Source organism: Ensifer sp. LC11, from assembly GCF_001695835.1.
Classification (GTDB): Bacteria; Pseudomonadota; Alphaproteobacteria; order Rhizobiales; family Rhizobiaceae; genus Ensifer.
The window spans coordinates 64,502-77,811 of record NZ_MBSO01000072.1; the positions used below are offsets into that span (position 1 = coordinate 64,502).

General features: G+C 62.5%; 9 protein-coding genes. 4 read left to right on the forward strand and 5 right to left on the reverse strand.

Annotated features, from left to right (window positions below):
- The first annotated feature begins 477 nt into the window (after positions 1–477).
- Entirely contained in the window at positions 478–1,521 is a 1,044-nt protein-coding gene (gene fba / locus BBX50_RS28160) for a class II fructose-bisphosphate aldolase (protein WP_065778593.1), read from the forward strand.
- 151 nt (positions 1,522–1,672) lie between these two features.
- Here the strand turns inward: fba and BBX50_RS28165 are convergent, their stop codons facing one another.
- Positions 1,673–2,485 carry a MerR family transcriptional regulator gene (locus tag BBX50_RS28165; RefSeq protein ID WP_065778594.1) on the reverse strand — a complete coding sequence of 271 codons (813 nt, stop codon included), beginning with the start codon at positions 2,483–2,485 and terminating at the stop codon, positions 1,673–1,675.
- A gap of 227 nt (positions 2,486–2,712) precedes the next feature.
- Between BBX50_RS28165 and BBX50_RS28170 the strand changes: the two genes are divergently transcribed.
- Both BBX50_RS28170 and BBX50_RS28175 read left to right on the forward strand, forming a co-directional pair.
- Entirely contained in the window at positions 2,713–3,981 is a 1,269-nt protein-coding gene (locus BBX50_RS28170) for a 4-aminobutyrate--2-oxoglutarate transaminase (protein WP_065778595.1), read from the forward strand.
- A 231-nt stretch (positions 3,982–4,212) separates the two neighbouring features.
- Positions 4,213–5,688: an NAD-dependent succinate-semialdehyde dehydrogenase gene (locus BBX50_RS28175; protein ID WP_065778596.1), complete on the forward strand. Its 1,476-nt coding sequence runs from the start codon at positions 4,213–4,215 to the stop codon at positions 5,686–5,688.
- Positions 5,689–5,715: 27 nt separating this feature from the next.
- Here the strand turns inward: BBX50_RS28175 and fabI are convergent, their stop codons facing one another.
- The 4 genes from fabI to BBX50_RS28195 are packed head-to-tail and all read right to left on the reverse strand — an operon-like array spanning position 5,716 to position 10,896.
- Positions 5,716–6,501, reverse strand: coding sequence for an enoyl-ACP reductase FabI (fabI, locus tag BBX50_RS28180; protein WP_065778597.1), 786 nt, complete (start codon positions 6,499–6,501; stop codon positions 5,716–5,718).
- Between the two features lie 16 nt (positions 6,502–6,517).
- Positions 6,518–7,702 (reverse strand): acetate kinase, encoded by a 1,185-nt coding sequence (locus BBX50_RS28185; RefSeq protein ID WP_065778598.1) that lies wholly within the window; start codon positions 7,700–7,702, stop codon positions 6,518–6,520.
- A 2-nt stretch (positions 7,703–7,704) separates the two neighbouring features.
- Complete coding sequence (locus BBX50_RS28190; RefSeq protein ID WP_065778599.1) at positions 7,705–8,661, reverse strand: phosphate acetyltransferase; 957 nt, start codon at positions 8,659–8,661, stop codon at positions 7,705–7,707.
- An 18-nt stretch (positions 8,662–8,679) separates the two neighbouring features.
- A complete protein-coding gene (locus BBX50_RS28195; RefSeq protein WP_065778600.1) occupies positions 8,680–10,896 on the reverse strand; it encodes a DUF3141 domain-containing protein in 2,217 nt (738 codons plus the stop codon).
- Positions 10,897–11,259: 363 nt separating this feature from the next.
- Here BBX50_RS28195 and htpG point away from each other — a divergent pair, with 363 nt between their 5' ends.
- On the forward strand, positions 11,260–13,149 hold the full coding sequence (htpG, locus tag BBX50_RS28200; RefSeq protein WP_065778601.1) for a molecular chaperone HtpG: 1,890 nt from the start codon (positions 11,260–11,262) through the stop codon (positions 13,147–13,149).
- Positions 13,150–13,310: the final 161 nt, after the last annotated feature.

A 13,310-nucleotide genomic window follows, 5' to 3' on the forward strand; every position in this document is an offset into this window, starting at 1 on the left:
TGTGAATTTTAGCCGCAGTTTACGTAATGTGCAGAAAGAAAGACGGCTTTCGCCGCAATCTTCTTGCGACCCGTTCACTCCTTGTCGACAGACTGTTTCCGGAACGTCCTCCTCTCGATAGTGTATGGTGCGCAACCAGCACCCATCGGTTGTGCGCAGGTGCATTGTCCCCCTCTCTTCGAAGCCACCACCAGAAAGCGAAACGACTTAACGGCAAACCTGTTGCATCCAGTCCACAGTAAAATCGATTGAAGCGTCTTTCGACCTCTGGCAACCTGCCCTTTGACCGGTTGTCAAACCACCTTGATGAACTATTGTGCGCCGGACTTCGGTGGGCGCGACCAATTCGCGCGCGCCGTCACGCCGCACGGAGTACCGGCCATCGCCTGCCTGCGATGATGCCATGCGGCGTCTTGAGCCGGATTGTTTTTGTGGCGCACCGAGAAGGCTGCGCTTAAGCACCAAGGGAGATAGCGAATGGCATTGATCACATTGCGGCAACTGCTCGACCATGCGGCGGAGAACGACTACGCGCTGCCGGCGTTCAATGTGAACAATCTTGAATATATTCAGGCCGTTATGCGCGCAGCCGATGCCACCGACAGTCCGGTGATTCTTCAGGCAAGCCGTGGCGCCCGTTCCTATGCGGGTGATGCGTTCCTGCGCCACCTGATCCTGGGTGCCGCGGAAGAGTACCCGCATATCCCTGTCTGTCTGCACCTCGACCACGGCGACCAGCCGTCGACCTGCATCTCGGCGATCACCAACGGCTTCACCTCCGTCATGATGGACGGCTCGCTGGAGAAAGACGGCAAGACCGTTGCGAGCTACGAATACAATATCGCCGTCACGGCCGAAGTGGTGAAGATTGCGCACGCGGCCGGCGTTTCGGTCGAAGGCGAACTCGGCTGCCTCGGCAACCTCGAAACCGGCGCCGGCGACAAGGAAGACGGCCACGGCTTCGAAGGCAAACTGTCGCGCGAAGAACTCCTCACCGACCCGGACCAGGCACTCGACTTCGTCACCAGGACCGGCGTCGATGCACTGGCCGTCGCGATCGGCACCAGCCATGGCGCCTACAAGTTCACCCGCGAGCCCGATGGCGACATCCTGTCGATCGAGACGATCGCCAAGATCAACAGGAAGCTGCCGAACACGCATCTCGTCATGCACGGTTCGTCGTCCGTTCCGAAGGATCTGCAGGATCTCTTCAACACCTATGGCGGCAAGATGAAGCCGACCTGGGGCGTTCCGGTCTCCGAAATCCAGAAGGGCATCCCGCTCGGCGTGCGCAAGGTCAACATCGACACCGACCTGCGTCTCGCGATGACCGGCACCATCCGCAAGAACTTCGCCGAGAATCCGGAGAACTTCGACCCGCGCAACTACCTGAAGCCGGCAACGGCGCTGATGACCGAAGTCTGCAAGGAGCGCTTCGAGGCGTTCCGCACTGCCGGCAAGGCATCGAAGATCCGCGCTCTGCGTCTGTCGGAAATGGCCAAGCGCTACGCTGCGGCCTGATCTGATCTATGCGTTCCGTCCGGCTTCCTCGATAAAAAGGGAGGCGGGCGCTTCGCTTAAACGCGAATGCCAATCGGCGCGCGGTCCCAACGGGGTCACGCGCCGATCTTGTTTCAGCCGGTTCTATCGGAAGAACAGGGTCGACCGCAGCTCAGAACGTCGGCGGCGTGTTGACCCAGAGCAGCACGGTCTCGCCGTCGTGCCGGTTCGTCCAGGCGTGGCGCCTCTTGCTTTCGAAATAGAGTGAGTCTCCGACGCCGAGGTCATAGAACTGGTCGCTGTCGAGGATGAACTCGACCCGGCCGGACAGCACATAGACGAATTCCTCGCCCTCGTGCCGGTAGGCACCCTCGCTGGAGGCGCCCGGTTCCAGCACGAAGCGGTGGCAGTCCATCTGGTTGCGGCCATCGGCGAGCAATTGCACGGTGACGCCGGGTGTGGTGCGCGGCCAGGTCCGCCACTCGCCGGCGCGCACCACGGCGCGCGCATCCGCCTCCTCCTCGCCCGACAGGCTGGAAACGGTCGTCCCGAAATACTCGGCGATGTTATGCAAGACGGCGACCGATACGCCTTGCGAGGTGCGCTCCAGCGTCGAAAGCACCGATGCTGCTATGCCGATATCGCCCGCGACCTGCTCCAGCGTTTTGCCGGCGGCGTGCCTCAGGCTTCTCAGCTTGCGCCCGACCTGATTGTCGGCGCTGTCACTCGTCGGCGAAGCTGCCTGATCGTCGGCGGATCCCTCTGCCTCCAAAGCCTCGCGGATCGCGGCCGGGTTCAGTCCGCGTTCGGCGCGGAACCAGGAGATGCGTTTCAGCCGGGCGAGATCGCTCTCGGTATATTGCCGGTGCCCCGTCGGCGAACGCTCGGGCACGACCAGCCCTTGCGTCTCCCACAACCTCAGCGTCGAAGCGGAGACCCCCGCCAGACGCGCTGCCTCGGCAACCTTGTAGCGCACAGCGCCCATTCCAAATTCCCTTTTAACGCCCGCCGGCGCTGCACGAATCCGTGCGGCTCCAGCGTGTTTGCGACCTTAGTCATCGCGATCGAGATCTGACAAGGAGGCCCATCAGCGACCGTGTTGTCTCGATCACCAAATTTGATTTGCAATCGACAATGAAAGGTGTACCACTTCCAAAATAAACTTGCAGAAAAAATGCAATATATTAACTCCAGTAGTGACAGGAACGTGCCATGACCACCCTCACCGACCGCAAGAACGCCGCCATTTCGCGTGGCGTCGGCATGACCACCCAGATTTACGCCGATCGTGCGGAAAACTCGGAAATCTGGGACAAGGAAGGCAATCGCTACATCGACTTCGCCTCCGGCATTGCGGTCGTCAACACGGGCCACCGTCACCCGAAGGTCATTGAAGCGGTCAAGGCGCAGATCGACCGCTTCACCCACACCTGCCACCAGGTGGTTCCTTACGAATCCTACGTGCACCTCGCCGAACGCCTGAACGCTTTGACGCCCGGCAACTTCGCCAAGAAGACGATCTTCGTGACGACAGGCGCCGAGGCCGTCGAAAACGCCGTCAAGATCGCCCGCGCTTCGACCGGCCGCCAGGCGGTCATCGCCTTTAGCGGCGGCTTCCACGGCCGCACCTTCATGGGCATGGCGCTGACCGGCAAGGTCGTTCCCTACAAAGTCGGCTTCGGCGCGATGCCGGGCGATGTCTTCCACGCCCCCTTCCCGATCGAGCTGCATGGCATTACCGCCGAACAGTCGCTCGCGGCGCTGAAGAAGCTCTTTGCCGCGGACGTCGATCCGGGCCGCGTGGCCGCAATCATCCTGGAACCGGTGCAGGGCGAAGGCGGCTTCTATCCGGCGCCCGCCACCTTCATGAAGGCACTGCGCGAAATCTGCGACCAGCACGGCATTCTGCTGATCGCCGACGAGGTTCAGACCGGCTTTGCCCGCACCGGCAAGATGTTTGCGATGGACCACCACGACGTCGCGCCTGACCTCATCACCATGGCCAAGAGCCTTGCCGGCGGTTTCCCGCTTGCAGCCGTCACCGGTCGCGCCGAGGTCATGGATGCGCCGGCATCCGGCGGTCTTGGCGGCACCTATGGCGGCAACCCGCTCGGCATTGCCGCAGCACATGCCGTACTTGACGTCATCGCCGAAGAGCAGCTCTGCGAACGGGCTGAACAGCTCGGCGGCCGCCTGAAGCAGCGCCTGGCCGCGATCCGCGAACTGGTGCCCGAGATTGCCGACATCCGCGGCCCTGGCTTCATGAACGCCGTCGAGTTCAACGACGTGAAGACCAACCTGCCGAGCGCCGACTTCGCCAACAAGGTGCGGCTGATCGCGCTGGAAAAGGGCCTGATCCTCTTGACCTGCGGCGTGCATGGCAACGTCATTCGCTTCCTGGCACCGATCACCATCCAGGACGAAGTGTTTGCCGAAGCGCTCGACATTCTCGAGGCCTCGATCGTCGCGGCGCGCGGCTGACGCCCGACCGGGCGACCTTGTGGTCATTTCGCCGTGTCATTGAGACGGCGAATTGACTGATCACTTTGAAATTGCGCGATGCCGGACGAAAAACCGCGTCGCACTTTGGCCGGATTTGCGCTAACGCCGTGTATGAGAGGATCGGGTGCCGACACTGGCCGGCACCCGCAAGAACAAGGAAAAGCGGCCCCTTCGCAGGATGCAGATGGGCGCCGTTGGAGGATGCCCGCCATGACTTTGACCCCTTCCCTCACCAAACATCTGCGGGCCGCTGATCTGTTCGCGCCCCTTCACGCGATCCCCGAGACCGCCAAGGGTTGGGCAGGCGCAACCTTCGACGTTTTCAACCCATCCACCGGCGAACTGCTGGCTACCCTTCCGGACATGGGAATTGAAGAGGCCCATTCCGCTATCGAAGCGGCTTCGAGGGCGCAAGTGCTCTGGGCGGCAAAACCCGCCAAGGACCGCAGCGCCGTACTTCGGCGCTGGCATGACCTGATCGTCGAACACGCCGACGACCTCGCCGCGATCCTGACGGCGGAAATGGGCAAGCCGATCTCGGAATCAAAGGGCGAAGTGCTGCATGCCGCGGCCTATGTCGAATGGTACGCCGAAGAGGCTAAACGCATCTATGGCGAGACTTTTCCGGCGCCGGCCAACGACCGCCGCATGCTGGTCATCAAGCAACCCGTCGGTGTCGTCGGCACCATCACGCCCTGGAACTTTCCGGCATCGATGGTCGCCCGCAAGATCTCGCCGGCGCTCGCCGCCGGCTGCACCATCGTGCTGAAACCCGCCGAGCAGACCCCACTCGTTGCCGGCGCCATGTTCGTGCTTGCCGAAAAGGCCGGCTTCCCCGCCGGCGTCGTCAATCTGCTTTACGCGTCGGAAGGGGCTGCGATCGGCCGCGAACTCTGCAGCAATCCGAAGGTGCGCAAGATCAGCTTCACGGGTTCGACCGAGGTCGGGCGGCTGTTGATGCGGCAATGCTCCGACCAGATCAAGAAGGTGAGTCTGGAGCTTGGCGGCAACGCCCCCTTCATCGTCTTCGACGACGCCGATATCGACGAGGCGGTCGACGGCGCCATCCAGGCAAAGTTTCGCAATGCCGGCCAGACCTGCGTTTCGGCCAACCGCATCTATGTGCAATCGGGCGTACATGACGCCTTTGCCGAGAAGTTCGTCAGGCGCGTTGCCGAACTGACCGTCGGCGATGGCTTCACACCTGATATCACCATCGGCCCGATGATCGACAAGCACGCGATCGAGAAGATCGAGGCCCATGTCGTCGACGCCGTTTCCAAAGGCGCCAAGGTGCGCGCCGGCGGCCACAGGATCGGCACGTCGGGAACCTTCTTCGAGCCGACCGTTCTCACCGGCATCTCGACCGACATGCGTGTCGCCCAGGAAGAGACTTTTGGCCCGATCGCCCCGATCATCCGCTTCGACACCGCCGAGCAGGTGATCGCCGAGGCCAATGACACGATCTACGGACTTGCCGCCTATTTCTACGCCGAGAACCTGAAGCGCGTCTGGCACGTGGCCGAGGCGCTGGAATATGGCATGGTCGGCATCAACACCGGCCGCATGTCGTCGGAAGCCGCACCCTTCGGCGGCATCAAGCAATCCGGCATCGGCCGCGAAGGCTCGCGCCACGGTCTCGAGGACTATCTCGAGATGAAGTATCTCTGCATGGGCAACATCTGACCACCACCCTTGCGCCCAGGCGATCGGTCAATCAACGATGTGGTAGCCGCCGTCGACATAGAGAACCTGGCCGGTAATCAGCCGGGCGGCGTCATGGGCGAGAAAAGCCGTGGCGGCGCCGACATCGTCGATGTCTACGAGCACTCGGGCCGGTGATTTGATCTTGGTCTTTTCGAGCAGAGCGTCGAACTCGGGGATGCCGGACGCGGCGCGCGTCGCAAGTGCGCCCGGCGATATGGCGTGGACGCGAATGCCCTTCGGGCCGAGTTCGGCGGCAAGATAGCGGACGGCACTTTCGAGTGCGGCCTTGGCGACGCCCATGATGTTGTAGTTCTCCACCACCACCTGCGAGCCATGATAGGTCATGGTGAAGAGCGTGCCGCCGTTCTTCATCAGCGGTTCGGCGAGATGCGCCATGCGGATGAACGACCAGCAGGATATGTCCATGGTCTTCAGGAAGCCCTCGCGTGGAACATCGACGACACGCCCGCCGAGCGTGTCCTTCGGCGAAAAGGCGATGGAGTGGACGACGAAATCCAGCTCTCCCCAGGTCCTCTCGATCTCCTCGAACACTGCCTCCATCTGGCCCGGAACGGCAACGTCAAGCGGCAGGAAGATCGGCGCTTCCAGTTCGCGCGCCAGCGGCTCCACATAAGGCTTTGCCTTGTCATTCAGATAGGTGACGGCGACTTCGGCTCCGAAGGCACGGAAAGCACGGGCGCAGCCCCAGGCAATCGAACGGTCGTTGGCAATGCCGACCACCAGGCCCTTGCGGCCGTCGAGAAGCTTGGCCTTTGCGGCGGGAATGGACATGGATGTCTCCGTTGGGTCAGGCTGCACGGGTTTTCAGGAGTGCCAGCGTGTGCCGTGCGATCATCAGCTCCTCGTCGGTCGGAAGAACGTAGAGCGCGACCCGGCTTTGCGGCGTCGAAATCAACATCGCGCCCGCTTCATTCGCCACGGGGTCGAGTACCGCCCCCAACCAGGCAAGTCTTTCCGCTATGCGGGCACGGATTGGCGCCGAGTTCTCGCCGACACCGGCCGTAAAGACGAAGGCGTCGATGCCGCCGAGTGCGGCCGCCAGCATGCCGGCGTTGAGACCGCAGCGATAGACGAAGTGATCGATGGCGAGCTTGGCATGCGGATCATCGCTGGCAAGAAGATCGCGCATATCGTTGGATACGCCGGAGAGCCCCTTGAGGCCAGCCTCGTGGTAGAGCAGATCGGAAACCGCCTTCGCGCTCATGCCGCGCTGGAGGATCAGATAGAGCACGACGCCCGGATCGAGCTGTCCCGGCCTTGTTCCCATCGGCAGACCGTCGAGCGCGGTGAAGCCCATGGTGGTCTCAAGGCTGTGGCCATCCTTCAACGCACACATCGAGGCGCCGCTGCCGAGATGGGCGACGATCACCCTGCCCTGCGCGTTCTGTGGCGCCACCTCATGCAGGCGCTCGGCGATGTATTCGTAGGAAAGGCCGTGGAAGCCGTAGCGCCGCACGCCGTCGTCATAGAAATGGCGCGGCATGGCGTAGCAATTCACCTCTTCCGGGTGACTGTGGTGGAAGGCGGTGTCGAAACAGGCGACCTGCGGCACATCTGGGTTGATCGCCATCGCCTGGCGGATCGGCGCGAGGTTGTTGGGCTGGTGCAGCGGTGCCAAGTCCTGATAGGTCGCCAATTTTTCGAGCACGGCCGCATTGATCAGCACTGGCGCGGCATAATCGGGGCCACCATGGACCACGCGGTGGCCGATGGCGCGCAGCTTGAGACCCTCCAGCGTCAATAGCCAGTCTCTAGCCGCCACAATAGCAGCCGGCAGATCACCGACAACGCCCGCCTCATAGCTTCGATCAACGAGCACAGTGCCGTCTGCGCTTTTCGCCTGCAGACGTGGGTGGGTACCGATGCCAGCGATCTGGCCCTTCACCTGACGCTCCAAACCGGCATCCGTGATTCCGAAGATCTGGAACTTGAGACTGGACGACCCGGCATTAACGACGAGAAGCGCGTCCATGGTCACACCGCCGCGACTTGTGCCGCCCGACGCCGCGTGGCGTAAAGCGCGGCCACGGCGCAGGACGCGAGACGCGTACGCACCGAATCCGCTCGCGACGTCAGCACGATCGGCACCCGCGCACCCAGCACGATGCCGGCGGCATCGGCGCGCGAGAGGAAGGTAAGGTTTTTGGCAAGCATGTTGCCGGCCTCGAGGTCCGGCACCACCAGGATCTGGCCGCGGCCGGCAACCGGCGAGACGATGCCCTTGATGCGCGCCGCCTCAGGGTCGATCGCGTTGTCGAAGGCGAGGGGGCCGTCGAGCAGGCCGCCGGTGATCTGGCCGCGCTCGGCCATCTTGCAGAGCGCAGCGGCTTCGATGGTGGAAGGGATTTTTGTCGTCACGGTTTCCACCGCCGAAAGGATGGCGACACGCGGCTCGCCGAGACCGATCGTGACCCAGAGGTCGATCGCATTCTGCACGATGTCGCGCTTGGCTTCGAGGTCCGGGAAAATGTTGATCGCCGCATCGGTGATGAAGAGCGTCTCGGCATGACCCGGCACATCCATGATGAAGACGTGACTAATCCGGCGATCGGTCCTGAGGCCGGTTGCGGAGGCGGCGACTTCCTTCATCAATTCGTCCGTATGCAGGCTCCCCTTCATCAGAAGTTCGCCCCGCCCCTCGCGGATCATCGCCACAGCCTTGGCCGCCGCCGCATGGCTGTGCGGCACATCGACGATCTCGCGCCCGCCGATGTCGAGGCCATGTTCGGCGGCGACAGAGCGGATCTTCGCTTCCGGACCGACGAGCACGGGTGCGATCAACCCCATCTGGGAGGCCTCCAGCGCACCGCGCAGCGATGTCTCGTCGCAAGGATGCGCGACAATCGTGACAGCAGGAGTCTCATCCCGCGCAGCGGCGATCAGGCGGTCGTATTTGGACAGTTCAGGCGTCGTTGCGCTAGCCTCGGACACGTCGAAACTCCTCTTCGATCAGGATGCCTTGCGATTGCGAACGGCCTTGCCGGCCGTGATCGAGACCGGTGGCTCGTTGTCGAGACGAAAGAGCTCCGCCACCCGTTGCAGCCGTTCGGCCGCGACGCCTGTCACCGCGCCGGAGGCTTCCAGAACCTCCCGAAGGGCGGAAAAGGCCGCGCGCCGCTCTTCGATCGCCTCCGGCAACAACTTCGGAAGGGTTGTTAGCGCTGCGTCCTCGTCGATGAGCAGCATGAAATACTGTTCCCGCATCGTCGCCTTGAACGCGGCAAGGTCCAATTGCTTCGCCTCGGGATGCGCCTGCCGGAGCCGGCGCACCGCTTCGAAGCCGCGCTCGTCGGCGCCGCCGCGCGCCATGCCGACGAAGATCAACGCCCTGGCGAGCCCCTCGCAGGTCCCGCCCTCCGCCATCCGGGATCTGAGCTCGGCGATCCGCGCGTCGACGAGTTCTTGATGCAGCAGGCTTTTCGTTGCCTTGCGTGGCGACTGGCCCGGGTTGGCATCGACACCAAGTGCCGCCTGAAGGGTTGGCGCGCCATAGATTGCGTGGAAGGTCTGCTCGGAAACGTGCTCGACCATGCGCCGCCACGCCTCAAGGCCATCGACGACCTGGTTCGACAGCGCCTCTTGCATCGCGATGAACGGATTGTTCGATGCAGCGGGTTCTCGGTTTTCGCGCACGTGGTCCGCAAGCGCGGCCGTCCAGGCCATGAAGGGATTGTCCGGTCCGAAAAGAGCATATTGCAGGCGCAACGGATGCATGCTCCGCATCGCTTCGGCCACAGGCGGCGTGACCGCCGCCTTGATCGCCGGCTGCAGATAGGTGCGATAGAGCGCCAGATTGACTTCCGAGAGCTTCGCCGCGGTGGCGAAACGACGCTCATCCTCGGCATCGTTGCCACCGAGGGCGCGGATATCGTCGAGCGTTCGCGGCTCGCAGCGCATCAGCCATTCGCCGGAAGCAAACTCTCTGCCTTCAGTCACTTCGGCCGCCGGAGTCAGCACCGCCTCGTAGAGCCCTGGCGGCAGCACGTCGATCAACTCGATATTGGAGGCAAATTCGTCGTGCTCCTTACGCGCGACACCGGCCGAGACGAATATGCCGAGATGCCCCACCGTCTCATGCACGGTATAGACGATGGTCTGGCCGTAGGCGCGGATCTCGTCGACGCTGTCATAGAGGTCGAGAACCCAGTCGAGCGCCTGCTGCGGCGGCGTGATGTTATCGCCCTTGGAGCAGAACACGACGATCGGCGAGCGGACATTGCGCAGATCGATCGCGGTCCCGTCGGACGTGCGGATCTCACCGGTCGCCAGCTTGTTGCCGACAAAGAGCTCATCAACGATGAACTGCATTTCCTCGGCATTCAGCGTCACGTGGCCGCCCCACCAGCGCTCGAAGCCGAGATAGCGCGCCGCTTCGGTATCGATCTTCGAGTAGAGGTTGTACTGCTTGGTCCAGAGCGTGTTGGCGGGGTTCTGGTTCTCGAAATTCTGCACCAGCCACGCACCGTCGAAAATGCCGGCGCCGAGATCGCCAGTCAGCGCCGTCAGCCAACTTCCGCCGAGAAGCCCTCCCGAATAACGCATCGGGTTCTGGCCGTGTACGCCCGCCCAATAGGAGAGCGGCGCGCCGGCAATAATGATCGGGCCAAAAAGCTCCGGCCTGAGCGCCGCGACGATCATCACCGCCCAGCCGGCCTGGCAATTGCCGATCACACAGGGCTTGCCGTCGGCATTGGGATGGCGCGCGATGACCGTTTCGAGAAAGATGGCTTCGGCAAGGGCGATATCCTCGATGGTCTGGCCGGGCACCGGATCAGGAAGAAAGCCGATGAAATAGCAGGGATGGCCCGCCTTCATCGCAACGCCGATCTCGCTGTCGGCCTTGAAGCCGCCAATCCCGGGACCATGGCCCGCGCGCGGATCGACGACGACAAACGGACGCTTCGATTGATCCACAGCGACGCCCTGCGGCGGCACGATGCTGACCAGCGCATAGTTCACAGGGCGTGCCAGCGTGCGGCCATCGATCACGAGTTGGGCTTCGAATTCCAGCACGTTCGGCGCGGTCTGGGTCCGATGCTCCTCGTACTGCGCGCCGCGTTGCCGCATGACATCGAGAAAGAGAATCGATCTTTGCCAGGCATCAAGCGAATAGGAATACGCATCGGCGAAAGTCGGTATCGTCGCATTCGTGGATGGCTTGAGCATAACGTCCACTCCTCGGTGCAATTGAGGCCGGGCCTTTTTGAAGGCTATAGGGCGGTGCTGGGCTTTAAGCGTTGACTTACGTCAAAAAAAGACATGCGAACGCTCGGCGTCATCAACTGCAACCAGCGTCCCGAAACGTCTCGTCCCGGGTCAAGAGAGTATAGCGGTGCCGTGTTACCGCGGTTTGTCAGCATTGCGGTACGTTCAATCTCGCACCCCATCGGACACCCTGCCTATCGCAGCCGTTCTTCGTCTTCTTCGCACTGCAGCATCATACAGAAACACGCCGTCCGCAAGACAACCCTTGAAATTCAGAGCGCAGCTTGCCAATTGGGGCGAAACGCAGAAGGAGTTGCCAAAGCGATGAGCGAAACCGAAATGTCCGTAGAGAAACATGTCTTCGAAGCCGATGTGGCGCGACTGCTCCATTTGATGGTGCACTCGGTCTACTCCGACAAGAACGTCTTCCTGCGCGAACTGATTTCGAATGCCGCCGACGCCTGCGAGAAACTGCGTTATGAGGCGATCGTCTCGCCCGAGCTTCTGGCCGGCGATCCGACCCCGCGCATCACGTTGACGCTCGACGAGGAAAACCATCGCCTCGTCGTCGAAGACAACGGCATCGGCATGGGCCGCGACGAGCTGGTTGAAGCGCTTGGCACGATTGCCCGTTCCGGCACGCGCGCCTTCATGGAGCGCATCGAGGCAGCACAGGGCAAGGAAGGCGCGCAGCTCATCGGCCAGTTCGGCGTCGGCTTCTATTCCGTCTTCATGGTCGCCGACAAGGTCGATGTCGTGTCGCGCCACGCCGGCTCGGAACACGCCTGGCTGTGGTCCTCGGACGGCAAGGGCAGCTACACCGTTTCCGCCGCCGATCTCACTGATGCTCCGGCGCGGGGCACGCGCATCACGCTGCACCTGATGGAGGATGCCAAGACCTACACATCGCGCTGGACCGTCGAGCGCATCGTCAAGGACCAGTCCGGCCACGTGCCGGTTCCGATCTCCATTCTGGAAAAGCCCGGCGCGGAGCCGGTTCAGGTCGGCGACGGCACCGCGCTGTGGACCAAGCAGAAGAGCGAGATCAGCAAGGAAGACTATGCGGACTTCTACCGCGGTGTCGCCGGCCAGTATGATGACCCGGCGCTGACGGTCCATTTCCGCGCCGAAGGCCGGCACGAATATACCGCGCTCGCCTTTGTTCCCGGCTCCAAACCCTTTGATCTCTTCGACCCGGACCGCAAGGGACGGATGAAGCTCTACGTCAAGCGGGTCTTCATTACCGACGAAGCGGAATTGCTGCCGCGCTACCTGCGCTTCGTGCGCGGCCTCGTCGATACCTCGGACCTGCCGCTCAACGTTTCTCGCGAAATGATCCAGGAAAGCCCGCTGCTTGCAAGCATCCGCAAGGGTGTGACCAACCGCGTGCTGACGGCGATCGAAAAGCTGGCGGAAAGCGAGCCGGAGACCTTCGATAAGGTCTGGGAAAACTTCGGCAGCGTGCTGAAGGAAGGCATTTACGAGGATTACGAGCGCCGCGAACAGCTGGTGGCGCTGTCACGCTTCCGCACCACCACGTCAGATGAAGGCCAGCGCAGCCTTGCCGATTACGTCAAGGACATGAAGGAAGGCCAGTCGGCGATCTACTATCTGACCGGCGATAACCTCGCCCAACTCAAGGCCTCCCCGCAGCTTGAAGGCTTCCGCGCCCGCGGTATCGAGGTGCTACTCCTGACCGATCCGGTCGACAGCTTCTGGGTGACGTCGGCTCCGGATTTCGACGGAAAGCCCTGGAAGTCGATTACCCAAGGTGCGGCCGATCTCAGCAACATTGCCAAGCCCGAGGGCGGCAAGGAAGAGGCGCCGCAGGCGAGCCAGCTTGTCATCGACTTCGTTGCCTTCGCCAAGGAGACCCTGGGCGCGGACGTCTCGGATGTGCGCACTTCCGATCGTCTGACGGAAAGCGCCGTCTGCCTCGTCGCGCCGGAGCACGGTCCCGACCGCCAACTCGAAAAGATGCTGCAGGGTGCCGGCCGCCTCGACGATGCGCCAAAGCCGATCCTTGAAATCAATCCGAACCACGCGCTGATCACCGCGATTTCCGCCTGCCCTGCCGGCGATACGGCGTTCCGGACGGATGCGGTCCAGCTGCTGCTCGACCAGGCGCGCGTGCTCGACGGCGACAAGCCACAGGACCCGCGCGGCTTTGCCGAACGGTTGTCGCGCGTTTTCGACCGCGCGCTCAAGGCCTAACAGAAAGCCCTGGAAATCTCTTCGATTTCCAGGGCTTTTCGCTGTAAGCAAGTAAACCTCCACCTCCGGTGGAGGACTGGACGAGTTCTACATCTTCCTTGAGAGACCTCCGTGCTTGGACCGCTAGGCTGGCCGAGACATAGAACGGAGGTTTTATGGAT